We start from the raw sequence: 20,840 nt of genomic DNA, 5'->3' as shown, positions 1-20,840 counted from the left end.
CCGAGGGTGGAAGCCCCCGCTCAGCCCGGGATGCCCCGCCTGCGGTACCCAACGAGCCCGACGACGACCAGCGCCATTGCGAGCATCAACTCCACCAGGAAGGCCGTCCAGCCCATCGGGTCGCGCGGCAGGTGGGGCAGGTAACCCCACGGCTGCATCTTGGTCAGCCAGACCGGCAGGTCGAACAGGACGCTGAACCAGGTGGCGAACAGGGTCCAGCCGAGCAGCCCCCACACCAGCCCGGTGAGCCGTGGCGCCCAACCGATCAGCAGCATCGCGAACCCGAGCACCAGCCACAGCCCGGGCAACAGCCCCAAGGCGCTGCGGGTGTACGTCCCAACCAGCGACCAGTTGCCGTCCCGCTGGGCCTGCGCAAAGGGCAGCAGGGCACCGGTCAACACGAACGCGACCGTCGTGAAGGCGAACGCGATCCCCAAGTGGCTTGCCGCGTAGCGCGTCCGTCCGATGGCGGTGGCCAGCATCTGTTCGGCGTGCCCGCGGACCTCCTCGGACTTGAGCCGGTTCAGCACGGTGGCCGCGAAGATCGCGGTGACGGTGCCGATGATGCCGAGCATCGCGACGTAGAAGGCGACGAAGATGTCGTCACTGCCGCCCATCTTCTCGACCATCTCGCCGAGTTCGGGGTTGGCGGCGAAGGACTCCTCCATCTGGGAGACGATCCGTCCGCAGCCCAGGGCGCTCAGGGAAATCGCGACCACCCAGCCGATCACGCCGCCGCGTTGCAACCGCCAAGCGAGCCCGAATGGTCCTGACAAGGAGCGTGATGCCGCGGCGGGTCCCGGACGGGGCTGGACCAGCCCGGCGCCGTGGTCGCGGGCGGACTCCAACCGGAAGGCCAGCGCCACCAGCGCCACGAACAGCCCCAGCGGCAACAGGGCGACCCGCCATCGCTCGTCCGAGAAGGGCCGGATCAGCATGCCCCACTCCATCGGGACCAGCCAACGTAGCCATCCCGGCACGGACTCCCCGCCGCCGTCGATCATCATCCGGACGACGAACATGCCGCCCCACAGGGCGCCGAGGGTCCAGTAGCGAGTGGTGCGGGCGCTCCCGAAGACCTGCGCAACCACCGCGCCGATGCCGGTGAAGGCGAGGCCCTCGACGGTGAGCGCCAGCCCGGAGGCCACCGACCCGGTGGCCGGAAGACCCGACGCGACGAGCAGCGCTGCGGTGACGATGCCGAGGGTGGCCGAACCCAGCGCGCCGAGCAGGATGCCGGCGGCGAGCGGGGCATGTCGTCCGATCGCCCCGGAGCGGACCATCTCCAGGCGTCCTTCCTCCTCCTCGGCACGGGTGGCGCGGATGATCCCGAAGCCCGCCATCATTCCGGCGAACATCGAGCAGAAGCCGCCCACGCGCCAGAAGACGAAACCACCCTTGGTGTAGATGTCGAAGGCCGGGCCGAGCAGGGCCAGCATGGACGGGTTGTTGCGCAGTGGTTCGAGGGTGTCGCGGGGGTCGGTGCCGGCCGGGATGATCGTCTCGTACTGCGCGGCGGTCATCGGCATCAGAATGGCCAGGCCGATGATCCAGGACAGCCAGAACCATCGGTTGCGGCGCACCGCGAGCCGCAGCGAGCTGCCCAGCCCGGTCACGGTGCTGGTGCTCCTGTGGCCGGTGGACGACATCACTTCGTCCCGTCGTAGTGGGAGAGGAAGAGCTCTTCCAGCGAGGGTGGGGTGGAGGTCAGCGAGCGCACTCCGCAGCTGGTCAGCGCCGACAGCAGCCCGTTCAGGGCATCGGCGTCGACGTGCGCGGACAGCGTGTTCCCGGTGATCGCCAAATCGTGGACGCCGGGCAGTTGGTGCAGGTCCTCGGCGGGAAGACGGTCGAGATCGGCGGTGATGTCCAGTCGGTGGAGGTGGCGCAGGTCGCTCAGCGTCCCGGTCTCGATGATTCGTCCGGCGCGGATCAGGCTGACGTGGTCACACAGCTTCTCAACCTCCGACAGGATGTGTGAGCTGAGCAGCACGGTGCGTCCGCGGGCCTTGTCGGCGAGGATCTCGTCGGTGAAGATCCGCTCCATCAGGGGGTCCAGGCCGCTGGTGGGTTCGTCCAGCAACAACAGTTCGACGTCGGACGCGAGCGCCGCGACCAGGGCGACCTTCTGCCGGTTGCCCTTGGAGTAGGTGCGGCCCTTCTTGCGCGGGTCGAGGTCGAACTTGTCGATCAGTTCGGCGCGGCGGGTGGGGTTGAGGCCACCGCGGGAGCGTCCGAGCACGTCGATCGCCTCGCCGCCGGTCAGGTTCGGCCACAGGTTCACGTCGCCTGGAACATAGGCCAACCTGCGGTGCAGGCTGGGCGCGTCGGCCCAGGGGTCGCCACCGAGCAGGGACGCGGTGCCGGAGTCGGCCCGCAACAGGCCCAGCAACACCCGGATGGTGGTGGACTTGCCCGAGCCATTGGGCCCGAGGAAGCCGTGCACCTGACCGGTGGCGACCTGCATCGTCAACCCGTTCAGCGCGCGGGTGGGTCCGAAAGTCTTGACGAGGCCTTGGACCTCGATCGCGTTCTGGGTCATTTCCGTTCTTCCTGCGTGATGGTGCTGGTGGTGGTTTGCTCATCGGCCTGCCCGAGTGAGGCCAGCAGGGCGTCGCGGTACTCGGCGGTGAAGGCGCCGTGGGTGAGCAGGTCGGTGGTGGCGGCGCTGTAGCGGTGGACGACCCGGGGGTCTGTCAGCGCGGTGCCGCCGAGGTGGCGGCTGAACTGGGAACCGAGCAGCATCACTCCACAGGAGGAGGCGACCAGGTAGGCGACCGCGGCCTCCCGGTCGTCGGGTAGGCGCATGACGCCCGTCTCGACGGCCTGGTCGACCATCTCGGTGGAGGTCTCCATCAGGCGGTCGAAGATCCGGTCGGCGGTGGGGCCGCCGGCGCGAAGGCCCGAGACGAGGTAGGCCATCAGCGTCCGGTACTCGGGGTGCTGCTCGATGTAGGTGTCCATGGTGGGCATCGAGCCAAGGGAGAGGAAGGCGGTCTTTTGCGAGAGGGCCTCCATCGCCCAGTTGTCGCAGGCCTCGCGCAGCTTGTCCTTGGACCCGAAGTGGTGCATCACGAGTGGCGCCGAAACCCCTGCCCGCTCGGCGATCTGGCGGATCGTTGTGTGCGGGAAGCCCTGCTCGCCGAAGAGCTCGACGGCAGCGGCACGGATGCGGGCCTCGGTGGTCAGGTCGGCGGGGTTTGAACTCACGTTCAATAGTCTGAACGCCTGTTCAGTCACCGTCAAGGGTGGCGTGGTGTGAATGCCAAGGTCTGTCTGGGCTCACAGGCCCGGGGGCTCGATCGCTGGCTCAGGGTCGGGAACGTCGGCACGGGCGAACAGACGGTTTCCCGCCCCGAGGGCCAGCAGCACGCCGGCGACGGTGATGGCGGCGCCCAGAATGCCCATTGGGGTAGGGACCTCGCCGTTGTAGAACCAGGCGGTGATCGCTCCAACTACCGGGACGAACATCGACCAGGGCGAGACGGTGGCCGCCGAATGCCTGCTCAGCAGCAGGTTCCACAGGCCGTAGCCGACCATGGAGGCGCCATAGGTCACGAAGGCCACGCCCAGCGCCGAGCGCAGGCTCAGGTGCGCCAAGCCGTGGAATCCGGCCATCGGGCCCTCCAGCACCATCGAGCCGAGCAGCAACGGGATAGGTGGCACCAGCGCCGACCAGATCACCAGGGAGAACCCGCTGCGGGGTGGGTGGCGCCGGGTGACGATATTGCCGGCGGCCCACCCGAGCGCGGCCAGCACCGCCAGCGCGAAGGGCAGCACGGGTGCGTGCGCGAGGTACTGCCAGCCGACCACGCCCATCCCGAGGATCCCGACCAGGATGCCGAAGACCTGCACCGTCGACGGGTGCTCGCCGAGTATGAAGGCGGCCAAGCCCACCGTGAACAGGCTCTGCACCTGCAGCACCAGGGAGGCGAGACCGGCGGGTAGTCCGAGGTTCATGGCCGTGTACAGCAACCCGAACTGCACGGCTCCCATGCACAGTCCGGACGCGACGACGGGCTTCCACCCGGCCGCCGGGGGCTTGACGAAGAAGACCGCGGGCAGGGCGACGAGCGTGAACCGGACCGCCGCCATGAACAGCGGGGGCAGCGATTCCATCGCAAGGCTGGCGCAGACGAAGTTCACGCCCCAGATGCAGATCACCAGCGCGGCCAGGCCGACGTCCTTGCGTGGCATGGGTCTCCTCACCTCGGTGTCTTCGCGGGGGGGAGCCCGCGCCGACCACCTTCGCAGAAGTCGACGGCAAGGCCACATGCGTCCCATGGCATCGTCGACATCAGCACACCGTGGGAACCGCCCACCAATGGCACCGAGGCCGAGCACCTGGCCGGGGCCCTGGACCGGCTGCGCCACAAAGGCGGTAGCCGGTGGTGACGCAGGGCGAAACTCAGGCGGCGGGAACCGAACGCTGCTCGGTTTCGCTGCTGTCAGCTTCCTGCGCGGCCAACGGGCACGTCGCCAGCACCGGCAGGCCAGCTGAGGAGGCCGTGAGATTGGTCGACGGTTTGGGATGACGGACCAGCACCCGCACGGGTCGCACCAGCAAGAACCAGCACAGCCCGGCTCCCCAGATCGCCAGCGCACTCGCCACGGCGAACCACACGGCCCGCGCATCCTCGCCGCCAAGCAGCGCGGCCACCGAGGACGACGTCGTCCAGCAGGCAGTCAGGGCGCAGCACAGCACCCCAAGTCCGCCCGGGACGGTGTGTGCCATCGGAACGCCTTTCAGCTGGTGAGGGAGTACCAACAGGCTAGGTGCCACCAGCGCCCCCACCCGTGCGAACAGGGGCAGCCAACAGCCGTCCTTCAGGCTCATCTAGTATTGCGAACTTAGGCGCGGCTACGCATTATGTCCCAGGTATCGGTCGGAAAGGCCACTGGTGCAGGGATCCAGCCCCCACCGCGCGAACACCCCCCTCTGGCGCTAGGAAATCGGGCATCTTCGCTCCTACTCTGTGCTGGTGGCCGCCCCGCTCACTCTCGTCTACTACGCCCACCACCATGGCAGTGGGCACCTGCGCCATGCCCGGCGGCTGGCGTCGCTGGGAGTGGCGCAGGTGGTCGTCGTCGGTGGCCGGGGCGCGGACGTCGAGCTGCCGCCGGACGTCGTCCCGGGTGACGATCACGTGCAACCGTCGAGTTCTCCCTTCCACTGGACCCCCACCACGGCTCAGGTCAGGCGTCGGTTCAGTGCGCTGCAGCAGGTGCTGGACGACGTCGACCCCGACCTGGTGATGGTTGACGTGTCGGTGGAGGCGGCCACCTTCTGCCACCTCGCCGGGTACCCCGTCCTGCACCGCCGGATGCCGGGCGATCGCACCGACCCACCGCACGAGCTGGCGTATTCGCTGTCGGAGCGGCTGTTCGCGTACTACCCGCGCGAGCTCGAGCAACCGGAGTTCGCGTGGGCCGACAAGACCCGCTGGCTGGGCATGCCGGACGACCACCCGCACCTGCCCGACGTGGCGCCGGAACCCGGCGTGGTGACCGTCGTCTCCGGGGCCGGCGGACGAGGGGTTGACCTCGCCCACCTGATGCGAGCCGCCCGACAGACCCCGCACCGGCAGTGGCACGTCCTGGGGCCAACGGGGGACATCGCTGCCCTGGCCGGAGTCGACAACCTGCATCTGCACGGCTGGGTGCCCAACCCGCTCGAGTGGTTGCAACGGGCCGAGGTGGTGGTCTGCGGGGCCGGCCACAACACGATCGCGGCCACCGCGGCCGCCCGTCGGCCCGTCGTCCTTGCGCCGGAGATGCGTCCCCACGACGAACAACTCGTGTTCGCCCGCCAGCTGCACGAGCGCTTGGGCGTCCCGCTGGTGGAGGGCTGGGACGACGCCGACTGGCCGGGTCTGTTGGCCAGCAGCCTCGACGGACGCGTGCTCCCCGATGCCCTGCTGGTGTCCCGGAAGGTCTTCGGACGCCGGGTGCGCGAGCTGTTGGAGGAGGTGGCCAGCCCGCGTCAACCCCTAGAAACGGGCATCGGGAACCAGCGAGTCGGCCAGCTCTTGGGCGGTGGGCTCGCGCAGCAGCTCAAGGTCGTCGTCGCCCCAGGCGACCAGCCCGCGTGAGGCCAGCGCCGCCAGCCAGCCCTCCATCGGCCAAGTGCCCCAGCGCTCACGGAATCGGCGGGCGTTGATGACGATGCTGGACGTGTGTTGCAGCGGTGGCCGGTGCACGGCGTGGGCCTGGTGGAAGACCGGCGCGGATGACAGCCACAGTCCCATGCCCGCGCGCCGGCAGGCGAACGCGAAGTCGGTGTCTTCCCCGCCGTAGCCGCTGTAACCCTCGTCGAATCCGCCCACGGACGCGAAATCGTCCGCCCGCATCGCGAAGCCGAGCGACCAGAACATGTGCCAGGCATCGGTTCGGCCCACCGGCAACCCGGCCCGGGAGTGGTGGGGCAAGGCGACCGACTCGGGGCTCGTGTTCGGCGTCCAGCTCGGGGGCAGGTAGCGCGGCTCGGCCATCACCACCCGCCCCGGTTGGCATTCGTCCGCGAGCCGGGCGATCGTCCCCGGCCCGGGCAGGCAGTCGACGTCCAGGAAGACCAGCACCTCGCCGCGACCGGCGCGGGCGGCGTGGTTGCGGGCCTGCGCCAAAGCCAACCCGTCGGCGGTCAGGTGTTCGGCCCGGACGCGGGGCGGTGCAGCAGCCCAGGGGGCGTCGGGCTGATTGATGAATGTGACCACCGCCTCGTCCCAGCCGGGAACCCGCTGCAGGGCGCGTTGCTGGTGGAGCAGGTGGTCGTCGCGTCGATGGGTGATGACAAGCACCGAAACCGAAGTCATCGTCCCCTCCCTAGGGGCGGTATTGGGGTGGTATCGCGGGGTGGTGGGGCGGTTGGCAGGTAATTCGCTGCCATGCTGCGCACGTGAGGATTGCCGTACTGGGACACATGCATCACCCGATCGCGGAGCCATACCGTGGCGGGCTCGAGGCCCACACGGCGATCGTGTGCGCGCAGCTCGCGTCCCGCGGTCATGACGTCACGCTCTTCTGCAAGGAGGGCAGCACGGTCATGCACCCTCGGGTGCGGGTGGCGGAGATGATGCCTGCATCCTTCGTCTGGAGCCCGGGCAGTTCGCAGGGGGACGACCAAAGGCTCGACCAGGCGACGCTGCGCTCGTGCGAGCAGGCCGCGGGTCACGACGTGGTGTTGAACAACAGCCTGTCCCCGGTGCCGTACTGGGCGCTCCCGGACGCTGCGATGCTGACCGTGCTGCACACGCCGGCGACGCTGGAGCGTGTCCATCGGGTGGTGCAGGTGTCCGATTGGCGTCCCGGAGCCCGGCACCGTTGGGTCAGCGTCTCCGAGTTCAACGCGGCAGGCTGGCGTGAGTGGCTCGACCCGGTGCCGGTGGGCGTCGTGCACAACGGCATCGACCTGTCCAGGTGGACGGCCACCGAGGCGGCTTCGCCGGCCGCGGTGTGGGCCGCGCGCATCACGCCCGAGAAGGGTTTGCACGTCGCCATCGACGCGGCGCGTGCGGCTGGGGTGGGCCTGCGGATCGCTGGTCCGATCAGCGACCAGGGCTACTTCGACGAACAGATCGCGCCCCGGTTGGCGATCGGCGGGGCGGGCGCCTGGCGCATCGAGTACGTCCACCACCTTGACCACGGGCAGCTGCCAGCGCTGCTGGGCGACTCGAGCGTCTTCCTGGCGACACCCCTGTGGGACGAGCCCTTCGGTCTGGCCCCGCTGGAGGCGATGGGGTGCGGGACGCCGGTCGCTGCTCTGCGGGCGGGTGCCATGCCCGAACTGCTGGGGGCCACCGGAGGGGAGCTGGCCGAGGGTCCCGAGGACCTGCCCCGTGCCATCTTGCGCGCGGCGGGAATGTCGCGGGCCCAGGTAAGGCGTCGGGCTGAGGGATTCTCCGTGGACGTGATGGTCGACCGCTACGAGGAGATGCTGCTGGGTCTGTGGCGTCACGAGAGCAATCCGCGGTAGATCCGCTCGTGCTCGGCCGCGACCCAGCGACGTTCCGTCAGGCGGTAGGCGGGGTCAAGCCTTGGGTAGGTCCGCGCGAGGTCGCGGGCATGGTCGGCGACGGCGCGCACTGCCCGAGCCAGGGACTGGGCGTCCAGGCCGTCCCTGCTGTTGGCGTAGGAGAAGACCGGACGCTGTTGGGCGTAGAAGCCGCAGCTGGGGGCGATGACAGCGGTGCCGAGGTCAACGCAGGCCTCCAGCCAGCCGCTGTGGGTGCCCCAACGGTAGGGCAACACGGATGCGTCGAGGCTGGCGAGGTAGGTCCACAGCTCGTCCTCGTCGAAGTAGGGGTGCACCTGCAGGTCGATGACGCCCTGGCTGGCGCGGTTCTCGAGCCAGGCGCCAAGGCCCTCGACGGACTGGTGGCCGCCGCCCGTCATCACCTCGGGGTGGGTGTTCACCTGCACGATGGCCGGTTCGTCGAGCTGGTTGACGCCCTCGACCAGTGCCTCCACGACCTCGCGGGTGGCCATGTTGGGGCGCAGGCTCTTGAGGTGGACGCCGAACCGCAGGGGTCCATCGATTCGTCGCGGCGGGGGAGCCATCAGGGTGTCCAGGCCCAGCACGTGCGGGTGGGGCAGCACGGCGGCATCGCGGTTCCATCGGCGCCGGACCTCTGCTGCGGCGCCAGATGTCAGCGTGACAAGGGCATCGGCGGCGGGGACTAGGACGTCGAGCGCGGCTTCGTGGGCGCTCGGGTCGGTGTGGTGGGGGTTCCCGAGATCGTGGACGGTGTAGACCAGCGGCTTGTTGTTGCGCCGTAGGTCGTCGACGACGCGTTGCAGGTCGTCGGGGGAGAGGGCGTCGAAGCCGAAGTGGACGTGCATGAGGTCGAAGTCGTCCGCGTGTTCGTCGATCCAGCCGGGCTCCAGCATCGCCGGCGGCCACCAGCCTGACTGTTCGGTCCCGTCCCCGCGGCGGGGTCGCGGGTCATCCAGGCGTACGACGCGTCCCTCGTCCGCGGGCAGGGGGCCGATGTGGCGGATGTACACCTGGCTGAAGGGGACGCTGGCGACGCGGATGGGGTCCATCAGACAAGTGTCGCTGCACGGAGGCGGTGGCCGCCACGCCCCGAGGTGTGACCTGCGGCGATGCCCACGGCAACGCGCGTGGACGAATGTCCAACAAGAATTGTGATGGAAAACCCTTCACCTGAACAGTTCCCCAGTGTTTCCATATGGTCAGTTCAGATACCCACCCCCTTCTGGACCGCGCCGCCCGCAACGACCGCGCGTGGCGTGACCCTCCCGGTGCGCTCAAGCGCACCTGACCAGCGCTGCTGGATTCCCCGTCCAGCAGCGCTGGTTTCCATCTGCCTTCCAGGCTCCGAACCACCCCAAGACGGAGGGACCATGAAGTCGGGTCTAGTCTGTACAGGTGACCAAGAGTGCGCCGTCGGGGCCGTCTGACCCTGCCGTCCCCGAGGTTGACCTCGCCACCCGCCGCGCTGGGGAGTCATTGGAGACGAAGGTGGCTGAGGCCCGGGCGGCGGGCCAACGTCCGACCTTCTGGCGCAAGCTGCTGCTGGGGAACGACGCCATCTCGTCCTGGGAGAAGGGCTTGATCGGAGAGCAGCACGTCGGCGATTCCCTGGAGAAGTTGCTCGGCGAGGATTCGCCGTGGACCGTCGTGCACTCCCTGCCGATCGGAGCGCGAGGGGCGGACATCGACCACGTGGTCGTCGGCCCGGGTGGCGTCTTCACGCTCAACACGAAGCGACACCGCGGCGCGAAGGTCTGGGTCAAGGGGGACACCGTTCTGGTCAACGGGCAGCGGCAGCCCTACGTCCGCAACAGCCGACACGAGGCAAACCGGGTGGGCAAGGTGCTGACCCAGGTGTGCGGATTCGACGTCAAGGTACGCGGTGTCGTCGTTCTCGACGACGTTGCCCAGTGGGATGTGAAGGAACAGCCGGACGACGTCCGCGTGGTCAGCCGCCGGATGCTGCGGCTGTGGTTGCGCACCCGCAAGCGAGTCTTCACCGATGAGCAGACGGCCGAGGTGGGCGCGGCAGTTCGACGCGGGTCGACCTGGGGCATCACATGATCCGGGGGCGGTCCCGCTCCGGTGGTGAGCTCTCAGGGACGCAGGGTCTTGACCACCGCGTCCCATGCCGGACGGTGGACGAGGTCCTGGTCGGCCATGCCCTGGAAGTCGAAACCCTCGGTCTGCTTGCGGACCCACTCGGTACGGTCGCTGACGCTCCACACGGTGAAGCCGATGCATGAGCGGTTCACCGCGCACAGCACCGCCAGCTGACGGTAGGTGTCGGCCTGCTGGGTCACCTGCTCCTCGGTCGGGGCGTCGCCCTTCTTCTCCAGCCGGACGTCGACCTCCGTGAGGGCCACCTTCAGCCCCAGGTCGGCGTGGCGCTGCATGTTCTCCGCCGCGCCTGATCCCAGGCTGTCAACCTTTTCGTGTCCCTGGAACCCGACCGCGTTGATCGGTACCTTGCGCTCGACCAGGCGCTTCACCAGCTCGTACTGGCCGGTGCCCTTCGCGTCCGGCACGAGGGTCGAGTAGTCGTTCAGGAACAGGACGGCGTCGGGGTCGGCCGCGTGGGCCCAGATGAAGGCGTCGTCGATGATCGACTCCCCGCAAGCCTTGAGGAAGGGGTCCTCCTCGCGCAGGTTTCCGTTCTCGTCCAGGGGCTCGTTCACGACGTCCCACTCCGGCACCTGCCCCTTGAAGTGCGTGACAACGGTGGTGATGTGGGTCTTGAGGATGTCCTTGGCCGCGTCGCAGGTGGTGGCCTGTTCCTTGACCCAGTCGGGCACCGGGTACCACATCAGGGCGTGGCCGCGGACGCGCATGTCGTTCTGCTTGGCGATGGCCATCATCTCGTCCGCGGACGAGAAGTCGAACTGGCCCCGCTCCGGCTGGAGGATGCCCCACTTCATCTGGTTGTCCGGCGTCAGGGAAGTGAAGGTGCCCTTGACAAGGCCGATCATCTCCGGGTCGCGCAGCTGTTCCTTGGTCATCGCTGCCCCAAGGATGACGCGCTTCGAGACATCCGGGGGGATGGAGACGCTCGGGGACGAGGTCGACTGTGCCCCTGCACAACTGGCCAGCAGGGCCAGGGCAGCGAGGGCCGGCAAGCAGGTGAGGCGGGAATTCATGGCACCCAGCCTGCCAGCCCCCGCATAACGCCGATCAATTCGCAGGGGTGCCCCCCTTGAGCACCGGCACGGGGCCGTTGAGGTTGCTGGCGATGGTTTGAGTGAGGCTCGAAACAGGTGTTCAAGACCGCCGCCACCGAGGAAGTCCCACCCGCGGTCACGGTCATGTACCCCTTCCACGTGATCCGCCTCGCCGGGGCACCAAGCAGTTCCGCTGGCCTGGGTGAAGTAGTCTCCATCGCTCGGCGCGCCTCGGACTGGGTGGATTTCCTGCCAACTACGGCAGTTTCGCCACCCAGTCCGAGCTGGGTTGGTCAAAGTTCCCGGAACAGCGCCCGGGCGGCCAGGTAACGGATGGCAGCGGGTGACACCGCCGGGCCGTTGTGTCGGTGCGCCGTGCTCCCACACCCCAGGGCAAGATCGAGCGGGTGCAACCGAGCTGACCACTGCTTCACCGGCTGGCCGTCGACCGTCCAGCCGATCTCGGTGAGCATGTCGGCCACCACGTCGGGTTGCATGCTCCCGGTGGCCGCGAGAGCAGGAGAACGGCCAGCGTCCAGGCATGCTTGGTGAACTCATCCCGACCTCCCAGCAAGGAGGCTGACGCGCACCTGACCAACTCATCCCGATCCGTGCGCGCCTTCTTGCCTGCGCGGGTGAGCACCAGGCGTCCCTTGTGCTTGCGCAGCAGTCCCGCGTCGATCGCCAATCGTCGGTGCAGCGCGAGTTCCTGGCTGTTGGACTCGCGGTTCCCCTGGCCGTACCAGTTGTCGATGCGGCTGTTTGCGGTGATCTCCAGGCACACCTCCGGCGCCATGAAACCAGCCTGGGTGAGCCGGATCCCGTCCGGATGTGCCAGTTCGATCATGAGCAGCCACGGCTGCAGCAACCACTCAAGTTCCTGGTCCGTGGGCGGTGGTACGGGGTTGGGGGACAGCCCTGCTTGGTCCCAGGCTTGGATGATCCAGTCCCCGAAGTCCTGCAGCCGGTGGTCAGGGAGCAGGGTCGCGATCTCGTCGAGGGACGCCACCGTGACCGGCAGCAGGCCCAGCGCCGAGAGCCGGTCGACCTGTTCCGAGGGGGAGAGGTCCACGAGCTGGATCATCTGGTTCGTGGCCTCGACGGTGAACAGGTCGGGCTGGATGGTGCGTGGCAGCCACTGCGAGTAATGCTGCAGGTCGCCGGTGAGCTTCGTGGGGTCCGGGTTCCGGCGCAACGCTTCCGAGAGTTCGTTCCAGGTGCCGATACCGCCGACGTCCTCCGGTGGGCAGAGTCGTCGTCCAGCCACGCAGGTCATCACCGGGTGATCCGTGTTCGCCACACGGCTCGACTCCAGGACGATCCGGTGTTCCCAGCCATCGCCGAAGTCGTATTCATAGCTGAGCACGTCGCCCTTGGCGCGCAACACCTGGTCAAGGCGCGCTGACTCCTCGGGCGTGCCTTCCTCGCCCTCATCCCGGTCGAACTCGGTGACGAACCAGGGGTCGCGGCCGCGCGCAGTGGGGTGAGGCGTGAAGCGGTGCAAGTGGGAGTCGGTCCATCCCATGGCGGCCTGCAGCAGGTGGTGGAGATGGTCCAGGGTGACGTCGCCCCGAACATCGAGCCGTCGCCAGATCGGCGGCTTGGCCCCCACGAGGTCGATGCGAACGCGCAGCACCTCCGCCGTGTTGGGAGGTGCCGGCAGGGCAATCTCCGTGTTCTCGGCGATCGCGAAGGGAGAGGGGACCGCAGCCCTCATCTCCTGGTTGAAGGCGGCGAAGAGGTCCTGGGGCGCCATGCCATCGTCCAACAACTGCTGGACGATCTGTTGGAACCGCTGCTCGTCAGACTCGGGCATGACCCCAGTCAAACACCTCGGATCCTCGGATTGGGGAAACCACCTACCGACTACGGGAGCCGATCGACCCAGTCGTGGGGATAGGGTCCGAGAATGCTGCAGGCATTGGGAGTCGTGCCCTTCGTCGCCCTGCTCGCGTGCATCGCGGTGCTGCCGCTGGTGCCGCGGGCCGCCGACTGGTGGGGCAAACCGCTGCACCAGCTCGGGGTCTCACTCCTGCTCGGGCTCCCAACTGCGGCCGTGCTGCTGGCAACCGGTGATGCAGCACACGTGGCCAGCACCCTGCACGAGTACGTCGGGTTCATCGCCCTGCTCAGCGCCCTGTTCGTGATCTGCGGCGGCATCCATCTCTCCGGTGACCTGCGCGCCACCCCGCGGAACAACACCGCCTTCCTCGCGCTGGGCGGCGTCCTCGCGTCCGTGATCGGGACCACCGGCGCGTCCATGCTGTTGATCCGTCCGCTGCTGTCGACGAACTCCGAACGGGCCCGGCGCGCCCACACCGTCGTCTTCGCGATCTTCGTGATGGCCAACTGCGGCGGTCTGCTCACCCCCCTCGGCGACCCGCCGCTCTTCCTGGGACTGTTGCGCGGGGTTCCCTTCCTGTGGACGCTCAACCTGTTCGGCCCGTGGCTGTTCGTCAACGGCGTCCTGCTGGTCGCCTACTACCTGATGGACCGGCGGCTGTGGCGCGACGAGGACGCCGCCCACCGGGAATGGGACGAGACCTCGGTCGAGCCCCTGAAGCTGCGCGGACGGCGGCAGTTCCTGCTCCTGGTGGGCGTCGTGCTGACCGTCGCGCTGGTGTCGTCCCCCTTCCGGGAGATCGCGCTGGTCACGCTCGGGGTGATCTCCTGGCTGTGGGGCGAGAAGCAGGTGCGTCACGACGCTGGTTTCGAATGGGACCCGATCCTCGAGGTCGCAGCGATCTTCCTGGGCATCTTCCTCACCATGCCCGCCGCGCTCAAGGTGCTGCACCACGTCGCTCCGTCCCTGCCCCTGAACGAGATCACCTTCTTCGGCTTCACCGGCGGGCTGAGCGCCTTCCTCGACAACGCCCCCACCTACGCCACCTTCTTCGACCTCGCGTCCGCCATGCCGGGTGAGCCGCGCGTCGCCGGCGTCCCGGAGGTGTATCTGGTCGCGATCAGCCTCGGTGCGGTGTGCTGTGGCGCGCTGAGCTACATCGGCAATGGTCCAAACTTCATGATCCGCTCCGTGGCTGAGGCGCAGGGCACCCCGATGCCGAGCTTCGGCGGCTACCTCGTCACGGCGCTGCGCCTGCTCGGGCCGGTGCTGGTCAGCATGGTGCTGATCTTCCTGGTCGGTGCCACCTGGTCCATCGCTGTGGGGGTCGCGGTCGTCGCGGTGCTGTTGGCGCTGGTGTGGCGCCCGATCGGGGTTAGCAGTGCGAGCTGATGAAGGCCTCGACCTCGGCACGGGGATGATAGGACGACTGCGCCCCCAGCGACTGCACCGACACCGCGCTGGTGGCTGTGGCGAATCGAACCGCCTCCTCCAGCGAGCGTCCGCGGGACAGCTCACAGGCCAGGGCGCCGACGAAGGCGTCCCCGGCTCCGGTGGTGTCCACGGCGTTCACCACGTACGCCGGGACCCTCGCCGTGACTCCCGCCCCTGCCAGGACGCAGCCCGCCGCGCCAAGTGTCACCACCACCGACCGTGCGCCCCTTCCCACCAGGCGCTCGGCCAACTCGACCGGGTCGGCGCTCGCCCCAGGCGCGCCCTCACGCCCGGCGACGATGACCGCCTCCGTCTCGTTCACCACCAAGGGGTCGGCCACAGCCAACAGCCCGGGCTCGATCTCGAAGGCAGGCGCGGCATTCAACACCACCCGCACCCCCTTCTCGGCCGCCTTTGTCGCGACATGCTCGACGGTCGCCGGCAGGCACTCAAAGTTGAAGACCAGTACCGCGGCTGCGCCCCAGATGTCGGTGAATCGATCGGCAAAATCGCTGGTCAGCTCCGTATTCGCACCCGGTGACACGACGATCGAGTTCTCCCCCTCGGGTGTGACCTGGATCATCGCCGTCCCCGTCGGGCGCTCCACTCGCGCAACCTGCGAGACGTCCACGCCGGCAGCGCCCATCGATTCCAGCAGCAGGTCACCGTTGCCGTCCTGCCCGACTGCGCCGAGGAAGACCACCGAACCGCCGCTACGCGCCGCGGCCACCGCCTGGTTCGCACCCTTGCCGCCCGGCAACACCGCCAGGTCGCCGCCGAGCACGGTCTCACCCGGCCCGGGCCGGCGGTCCAGCTGCACCACCAGGTCGGTGTTCGCGCTCCCCAGCACCACGATCGAGCTCGCTGCCATCACGTCCCCTTCGGTTGGCCCCATCAACGAGCCAACACAAGCACGCCCGCAGCCCGACCACCCCCAAAAGAGCCCTGACCCCGCCAAAAGAGCCCTGACCCCGCCAAAAGAGCCCTGTCAGCGCAAACCGGTCCCGCAGCAGGACCGAACCGCTCCAAAGAGGTGCCTTTTGGCGGCCACGAGGGGTATGTCCTGCGCTCGACGCCCCTGCGGATCCCCGTCCAGATGGCGGATGGCCCTGTCACCACGTAGGTTCATTGGGTTCATCAATCCCAGGAGGCGCACTGCATGGCCGAGCAAGATCGATCTGAAAACAAGAGGAAGCGGCGTACCGGGGCATCCCGCAGCTCCCGCAACCACAGCTCCATCAACACCCACCGCGGTGGCCGCGGGCTGCTGAGCTCAGCAGCCGGGCTGGCCCGCGTCACCGGCGACGGTCGCGTCGTCGACACCGCCCACCCCGCCCTCGAGCCGCCGCCCGAGGCGATGGAGAGCGACCGCCCCGGTTCGCTCGACAAGGTGGTCTTCTTCATCTCCGCCGCCCTCATGCTGGCCTTCGTTGGCTGGGGCATCGGAGCGCCGACCAGCCTCGGCGCTGCGTCCTCGTCGGGCCTCGACTGGGTCGTCACCAACGCCGGCTGGTTGTTCTCGCTGGCCGCCACGGGCTTCGTGTTCTACGTCTTGTGGCTGGCGATCAGCCCGTACGGACGCATCCCGCTGGGCCGCGACGGTGAGGAACCCGAGTTCAGCACCGTCAGCTGGATCGCCATGATGTTCAGCGCCGGCATGGGCATCGGCCTGATGTTCTACGGCGCGGCCGAGCCGCTGGCCCATTTCGTCACCCCGCCGCCCGGAACCGGTGAGGCAGGCAACGTCAACGCCGTCCAGACGGCCATGGCGACCACCTTGTTCCACTGGGGCCTGCACCCTTGGGCGATCTATGCCGTCGTCGGCGTCGCCATCGCCTACGGCGTCTTCCGCAAGGGCCGTCCGCTGACGATCAGCGCCGTCTTCGAGCCCATCCTCGGCAAGCGCCAGACCTACGGCCCCGCCGGCAAGGTCATCGACATCTTCGCGATCTTTGCGACCCTGTTCGGTTCGGCCACCTCGCTGGGCCTCGGTGCCCTGCAGATCGCGCACGGCGTCGAGATCGTCGGCTGGGCGGGTCATACGGGCAACATCTTCCTGATCCTGCTGATCACGGGCCTGACCATCTGCTTCGTGCTGTCCGCGGTCTCGGGCGTCGGCAAGGGCATCCAGTACCTGTCCAACCTGAACATGGTGCTGGCCCTCGCGCTGGCGCTGTTCGTCTTCGTGCTGGGCCCGACGGTCTTCATCCTGAACCTGATCCCGACCACGCTGGGCACCTACCTGCAGACCCTGATGTCGATGTCGGCCCGTACCGGTGCCTCGGGCGCCGAGGGAGCCAATGACTGGCTGGCCGGCTGGACCATCTTCTACTGGGCCTGGTGGGTCAGCTGGACCCCCTTCGTGGGCATGTTCATCGCCCGCATCTCCAAGGGACGCACCATTCGCCAGTTCGTCTCCGGCGTGCTGCTCATCCCGACGCTCGTCAGCCTGATCTGGTTCTCGATCTTCGGCGGGGCCGCGATCAACGCCGAGAAGGCGGGGGCCGCGCTGAGCAAGGTCGAGAGCGCCGAGGGCACCCTCTTCTCCCTGCTCGACACCATGCCACTGGCCTCGGTCACGTCGGTGCTGGTGATGGTCCTGGTGGGCATCTTCTTCGTCTCCGGAGCCGATGCGGCGTCGATCGTGATGGGGACGTTGAGCGAGAACGGCACCATCGAGCCGACCCGCAAGACGGTCGTCTTCTGGGGCGTCGCAACCGGTGCCGTCGCCGCGATCATGCTGACCGCCGGGGGCGCGGACGCGCTCAGTGGTCTCCAGGCGATCACGATCATCGCTGGCCTGCCGTTCATGGTGATCATGGTGGCGATGGTCGTCGCGCTGACCCGCGACCTGGCGACCGACCCGATGATCGTCCGGGGGCGCTACGCGCAGGCAGCCGTCGAGCAGGCCGTCGTGCACGGCGTGATGACCCACGGCGACGACTTCCACCTCGCCGTCGAGTCCGCCGAGCCCGGTGAGGGCGTCGGTGCGCTGGTCGACACGTCCACCATCCCGGTCGTCACGGACGAGCACCTCGCCGAGCTGGATGCCGAACGGGAGGCCAACGCCGACTAACCTTGCCTCAGGCAGGTTCCGGCAGCCCCAGCAGGGGCCGCAACTGGTCCAGGGCCGCGATCTCGAAGTCTCCCTCGTCATCAACCGGCGCGTCGGGACTCTCGAGGGTCGCGGCCCTGATTCCTGCCGCATGCGCTGCCAGCGCGTCGATCGGACGGTCGCCGACGGCCAGGCACTCGTCCGGGTCGAGTCCGTGCCGGCGCAGCAGTTCGAGGTACATGTCGGGGGCTGGCTTGCGATCAAAGCCGTCCGCTGTGGAGATGAGGTCGTCGACGACCAGTCCCAGCCCGTCCAACAGCGACTGGGCACTGGCGCGGTCGCGGTGGGTGACCAGCAGGTTCAGCCCACCAGCGGCACGGACATCGGCCAGCAACTCCCGAGCTCCCGGCATCACCGGTGCCGGTTCGCGCTCCCAGCGCGCCTTGAGTTCGTCATGTGCCTGTTCGAAGGCGGACGCGTCGATGCCGAACCGGCTCGACAAAGTGGCGATGGCCTCGCCGGTGGAACGGCGCGTCAGCCGGGCCACCTCCAGTGGCGCCACCTCGCGCCCGTGCTCCGTGACCACCCGGACGAAGGATTCGTCGAGCTGCGGATAGGTGTCGACGAGGGTTCCGCCCATGTCCCAGAACAGGTGCTCGTACATGGTGGGCGCCTGGATCATCCGCGGGTGCGGACGTGCGCCGGGGTCGGCACCCCGGGCGCCTCGATGCCGGCCATCACGCCGCACGCGAGGTCGAGACCGGACGCACCGCGCCAGCCGCCAGCGCGTCGGGCCTGGGCCCGGGCAGCGGCCGGGGTGTGCAGCGACAGGACGATCATGTGGATCCGCTCGCTGAACTCACCGTCGATGGCCCACGCGAGGTCGTGGCGCCCCGAGGCGGTCGTCCGATCGAGGCGTTCACGCACCAGCAGCGACAGTTCGTCCGACAGCTGCCGTCGGGCGCTCAGGCCGGCCAGCACGCCGACGACGACCTGGTCACCGACCGGTTTGGTGCCCTCGCCGATGCCGATCAGCTGGTCCAGCACCTCGCGGGTCCCTTGCCTGGAGACCACGGCGGCCGCCAGTTCCAGCGCCAGTCGCCAGGAGTCGAGGGTCTTGGAGATGCCGACCTGGCCTGGCTCTGTGAACACGGCCCGCCAGTGGCCCAGTGCTGCGGGGTCGATCCGAACGACCGGCGGCATCTTCAGGGAGATCCGGGTGGCGGTGGTCAGCTCGGCGACCTTGGCGGGATCGTGCTGCAGGTCGCGGAAATGGGTGGGGGAGACGCAGTACCCGCCCGGCACCAGTCCGCGGGAGGTGTTCGTGACGACCTGGAGCTTGTTGGGGTCTTCGGACTGCCACGCGATCGCCTGGGGGTGCACGTGCACGAGCGCAGCAACATCAGGCATGCGCCAGCTTGTTGCTTCCCTCACGTCATCCCCATCGAAGTTGTTGCATCCATTCTGCCTTGTCCTGGCCAATGTGCGAACCACGAGGGCGGATCCTTCGACATCTGCATGGGTGGCTCGCCTTAGGGTGCACCCACAGGGGCGGGGGTTGGGGTTTGTCAGTGATACCTGATTGTCTGGAGCCAACGCACACCAGGTGCGCCCGAGGAAGGAGAGAACCGTGGACATCGTGTTGTTGTCGGGCCTGTGGCTCGACGGTTCGGCGTGGGACTCAGTGCTGCCCGGTCTTCGGGAGGCGGGCCACGAACCCGTCGCCGTGACCCTTCCCGGTCAGGGCGCCAGCCCCGAGGATGCGACCCTGGACGACCAGCTGAGCGCGGTCGTGCAGGCGGTGGACGCGGCATCGGGGCCCGTGCTCGTGGTCGGCCACTCGGCGGCTTCGACGCTGGCCTGGCTGGCGGCTGATCGTCGACCGGGCAAGGTCGCCAAGGTCGCGCTGGTGGGCGGCATGCCGACCACGGGCGGCGAGGCATATGCCCCCTTCTTCGAGCCCGTGGACGGACACATGCCCTTCCCCGGTTGGGCAACCTTCGCCGGGCCCGACTCCGACGACCTCAGCGAGCAGCAGAAGACGGCGATGGAGGCCGGCGCGCACCCGGTGCCGCACTCCGTGACGCACGCGACGGTGCACTACACCGACCCGGCCCGCAAGAAGGTGCCGGTGGTGCTGGTCTGCCCCGAGTACTCGGTCGAGGACGCGAAGGCGTGGTTCGACGCCGGTGACATTGCCGAACTACAAGGTGTCGACCACCTGGAGTACCTCGACATCGACTCGGGCCATTGGCCGATGTTGAGCTGCCCCGACGAACTGGCTGCGCTCCTGGCCTCCCTGGCGGACTGACCCCGTTCTGGCCGCTGGCCACTAGGTTCGCTGCGTGGAAAAGACTCGCGCCGTCATCTTCGACATGGACGACACCCTGCTGCTCACCCGCGAGGTGAAGTGGAACCACCATCGTCATGTCGCCCGCACCAGCTACGGCATCGAGCTGGACGACGAGACCCTGCGCACGCACTGGGGCAAGCCGTTCGACGAGATGATCGGTCACTACTACCGGCACTCGGCGACCCCGGACGAGATGCGCGCCGCGAATGCGTCCAGCGCGGCGCAATTCCCCAAACAACCCGTCCCCGGGGCCGTGGAGCTTGTCACCCGCTTGCTGGACGAAGGGGCGCAGGTCGGGGTGGTCACGAGCACCCGGACGGAGATGGCGCTGGCCGACCTGACGCGCTGCGGGTTCCCGGTTGAGCGGCTCTTCCTCGTCCAGGGGGCCGACCAGTCACCCGTCCACAAGCCTGACCCGGCGGTGTTCGACAATGCCCGCGCGCTGCTCGCCGACCTCGGCGTGGCCGACGTCACCTACGTCGGGGACGCGTTGATGGACGAGCAGGCGGCCACCGCCGCGGGGCTGGCGTTCGTCGCGATCACCACCGGGCTCTTCGGGGAGGAGGAGTTCCCGTCCGGCACCCGCACCGTGGCCACCATCGACGAACTGGACGCCGAACTGGGCTGAGCGCTGGTGAGGGGCTCAGGACTCCAGCTGCGCCTTGAGGCCGGCGTAGATCTCGTCATTGCTCTCCTCGGCGGAGGCGCGCGTGGCTGGGCCGAGGTCGGCGGAGGTGACCGTGAGTTCGGTGGCATCGCCGATGCTGCGCAGGTCGTAGCTGAGGGTGCCGGGCTCCTCTGCGTCGACCTCGGCGTCCCAGTGGCAGCCGAAGCCCAGGTGCAAACGGTTCGGTGCTTCGCTCTCCAGGACCTCCCCGTCGATCATCAAGAAGCCATCCTCGGTCCGCATCTCGTAGCGGGACCCGGGCTGCCAGTCGGACGTGGCGATGGTGTCGTAGAGCCAGCCTCGCGGCGTGCCCGAGCTGGTCAGCTCGGCCCACACG

General features: G+C 68.5%; 21 protein-coding genes. 7 read left to right on the top strand and 14 right to left on the bottom strand.

Annotation, left to right across the window (positions count from 1 at the left end; translation table 11 throughout):
* Nucleotides 1-20: 20 nt before the first annotated feature.
* The 5 genes from ABD089_RS06560 to ABD089_RS06540 all read right to left on the bottom strand — a co-directional run bounded on the left by ABD089_RS06560 (nt 21) and on the right by ABD089_RS06540 (nt 4,735).
* The gene (locus tag ABD089_RS06560; protein WP_343885459.1) at nt 21-1,649 is read right to left on the bottom strand and encodes an ABC transporter permease; all 1,629 of its coding nucleotides are present in this window, start codon (nt 1,647-1,649) and stop codon (nt 21-23) included.
* Entirely contained in the window at nt 1,649-2,542 is an 894-nt protein-coding gene (locus tag ABD089_RS06555; RefSeq protein WP_343885457.1) for an ABC transporter ATP-binding protein, read from the bottom strand. Before ABD089_RS06555 ends, ABD089_RS06560 begins: the two co-directional genes overlap by 1 nt.
* Complete coding sequence (locus tag ABD089_RS06550; protein ID WP_343885455.1) at nt 2,539-3,210, bottom strand: TetR/AcrR family transcriptional regulator; 672 nt, start codon at nt 3,208-3,210, stop codon at nt 2,539-2,541. The genes ABD089_RS06555 and ABD089_RS06550 overlap by 4 nt, the downstream gene beginning before the upstream one ends.
* A gap of 72 nt (nt 3,211-3,282) precedes the next feature.
* Complete coding sequence (locus tag ABD089_RS06545) at nt 3,283-4,197, bottom strand: EamA family transporter (RefSeq protein ID WP_343885454.1); 915 nt, start codon at nt 4,195-4,197, stop codon at nt 3,283-3,285.
* Nucleotides 4,198-4,408: 211 nt separating this feature from the next.
* Nucleotides 4,409-4,735 carry a hypothetical protein gene (locus ABD089_RS06540; protein WP_343885453.1) on the bottom strand — a complete coding sequence of 109 codons (327 nt, stop codon included), beginning with the start codon at nt 4,733-4,735 and terminating at the stop codon, nt 4,409-4,411.
* Between the two features lie 247 nt (nt 4,736-4,982).
* Between ABD089_RS06540 and ABD089_RS06535 the strand changes: the two genes are divergently transcribed.
* Nucleotides 4,983-6,092, top strand: coding sequence for a glycosyltransferase (locus ABD089_RS06535; protein ID WP_343885452.1), 1,110 nt, complete (start codon nt 4,983-4,985; stop codon nt 6,090-6,092).
* Here the strand turns inward: ABD089_RS06535 and ABD089_RS06530 are convergent.
* On the bottom strand, nt 5,991-6,812 hold the full coding sequence (locus tag ABD089_RS06530; RefSeq protein WP_343885451.1) for a glycosyltransferase family 2 protein: 822 nt from the start codon (nt 6,810-6,812) through the stop codon (nt 5,991-5,993). The genes ABD089_RS06535 and ABD089_RS06530 overlap by 102 nt on opposite strands.
* 83 nt (nt 6,813-6,895) lie before the next feature.
* Here ABD089_RS06530 and ABD089_RS06525 point away from each other — a divergent pair, with 83 nt between their 5' ends.
* A complete protein-coding gene (locus tag ABD089_RS06525; RefSeq protein WP_343885450.1) occupies nt 6,896-7,972 on the top strand; it encodes a glycosyltransferase in 1,077 nt (358 codons plus the stop codon).
* On the opposite strand, the gene ABD089_RS06520 is transcribed toward ABD089_RS06525, so the two are convergent.
* A complete protein-coding gene (locus ABD089_RS06520) occupies nt 7,951-9,042 on the bottom strand; it encodes a glycosyltransferase family protein (RefSeq protein ID WP_343885448.1) in 1,092 nt (363 codons plus the stop codon). The genes ABD089_RS06525 and ABD089_RS06520 overlap by 22 nt on opposite strands.
* Before the next feature lie 346 nt (nt 9,043-9,388).
* Between ABD089_RS06520 and ABD089_RS06515 the strand changes: the two genes are divergently transcribed.
* Nucleotides 9,389-10,057, top strand: a complete 669-nt coding sequence (locus tag ABD089_RS06515; RefSeq protein WP_343885447.1) for a nuclease-related domain-containing protein — start codon at nt 9,389-9,391, stop codon at nt 10,055-10,057.
* Between the two features lie 32 nt (nt 10,058-10,089).
* Here the strand turns inward: ABD089_RS06515 and ABD089_RS06510 are convergent, their stop codons facing one another.
* From ABD089_RS06510 to ABD089_RS06495, 3 genes are all read right to left on the bottom strand, one after another.
* On the bottom strand, nt 10,090-11,130 hold the full coding sequence (locus ABD089_RS06510; protein ID WP_343885446.1) for an endo-1,4-beta-xylanase: 1,041 nt from the start codon (nt 11,128-11,130) through the stop codon (nt 10,090-10,092).
* A gap of 314 nt (nt 11,131-11,444) precedes the next feature.
* Nucleotides 11,445-11,624: a hypothetical protein gene (locus ABD089_RS06500; protein ID WP_343885520.1), complete on the bottom strand. Its 180-nt coding sequence runs from the start codon at nt 11,622-11,624 to the stop codon at nt 11,445-11,447.
* On the bottom strand, nt 11,582-12,967 hold the full coding sequence (locus ABD089_RS06495) for a plasmid pRiA4b ORF-3 family protein (protein WP_343885445.1): 1,386 nt from the start codon (nt 12,965-12,967) through the stop codon (nt 11,582-11,584). The genes ABD089_RS06500 and ABD089_RS06495 overlap by 43 nt, the downstream gene beginning before the upstream one ends.
* Before the next feature lie 93 nt (nt 12,968-13,060).
* Between ABD089_RS06495 and ABD089_RS06490 the strand changes: the two genes are divergently transcribed.
* A complete protein-coding gene (locus ABD089_RS06490; protein WP_343885444.1) occupies nt 13,061-14,386 on the top strand; it encodes a sodium:proton antiporter in 1,326 nt (441 codons plus the stop codon).
* On the opposite strand, the gene ABD089_RS06485 is transcribed toward ABD089_RS06490, so the two are convergent.
* Nucleotides 14,370-15,299 (bottom strand): ribokinase, encoded by a 930-nt coding sequence (locus ABD089_RS06485; RefSeq protein ID WP_343885442.1) that lies wholly within the window; start codon nt 15,297-15,299, stop codon nt 14,370-14,372. The two genes, ABD089_RS06490 and ABD089_RS06485, sit on opposite strands and share 17 nt — an antisense overlap.
* Before the next feature lie 288 nt (nt 15,300-15,587).
* On the opposite strand from ABD089_RS06485, the gene ABD089_RS06480 reads away from it, so the two are divergent.
* The gene (locus ABD089_RS06480) at nt 15,588-17,504 is read left to right on the top strand and encodes a BCCT family transporter (RefSeq protein ID WP_343885441.1); all 1,917 of its coding nucleotides are present in this window, start codon (nt 15,588-15,590) and stop codon (nt 17,502-17,504) included.
* 7 nt (nt 17,505-17,511) lie between these two features.
* Here the strand turns inward: ABD089_RS06480 and ABD089_RS06475 are convergent, their stop codons facing one another.
* Together ABD089_RS06475 and ABD089_RS06470 are read right to left on the bottom strand one after the other, a co-directional pair.
* Complete coding sequence (locus ABD089_RS06475; protein WP_343885440.1) at nt 17,512-18,147, bottom strand: HAD-IA family hydrolase; 636 nt, start codon at nt 18,145-18,147, stop codon at nt 17,512-17,514.
* Between the two features lie 14 nt (nt 18,148-18,161).
* Nucleotides 18,162-18,893: an oxamate carbamoyltransferase subunit AllH family protein gene (locus ABD089_RS06470; RefSeq protein ID WP_343885438.1), complete on the bottom strand. Its 732-nt coding sequence runs from the start codon at nt 18,891-18,893 to the stop codon at nt 18,162-18,164.
* 220 nt (nt 18,894-19,113) lie between these two features.
* Between ABD089_RS06470 and ABD089_RS06465 the strand changes: the two genes are divergently transcribed.
* Both ABD089_RS06465 and ABD089_RS06460 read left to right on the top strand, forming a co-directional pair.
* Nucleotides 19,114-19,794, top strand: coding sequence for an alpha/beta fold hydrolase (locus ABD089_RS06465; protein WP_343885437.1), 681 nt, complete (start codon nt 19,114-19,116; stop codon nt 19,792-19,794).
* A 34-nt stretch (nt 19,795-19,828) separates the two neighbouring features.
* Nucleotides 19,829-20,464: an HAD family hydrolase gene (locus ABD089_RS06460; protein WP_343885435.1), complete on the top strand. Its 636-nt coding sequence runs from the start codon at nt 19,829-19,831 to the stop codon at nt 20,462-20,464.
* 15 nt (nt 20,465-20,479) lie between these two features.
* On the opposite strand, the gene ABD089_RS06455 is transcribed toward ABD089_RS06460, so the two are convergent.
* On the bottom strand, nt 20,480-20,840 hold a 361-nt coding region (locus ABD089_RS06455; RefSeq protein ID WP_343885434.1), incomplete at its 5' end, for an SRPBCC domain-containing protein.

The sequence above is a fragment of the Luteococcus sanguinis genome, from assembly GCF_039527675.1.
In the GTDB taxonomy this organism is placed as follows: Bacteria; Actinomycetota; Actinomycetes; order Propionibacteriales; family Propionibacteriaceae; genus Luteococcus; species Luteococcus sanguinis.
Note: the sequence above shows the minus strand (reverse complement) of the source record. Positions and strands in the feature narration are given on the sequence as shown.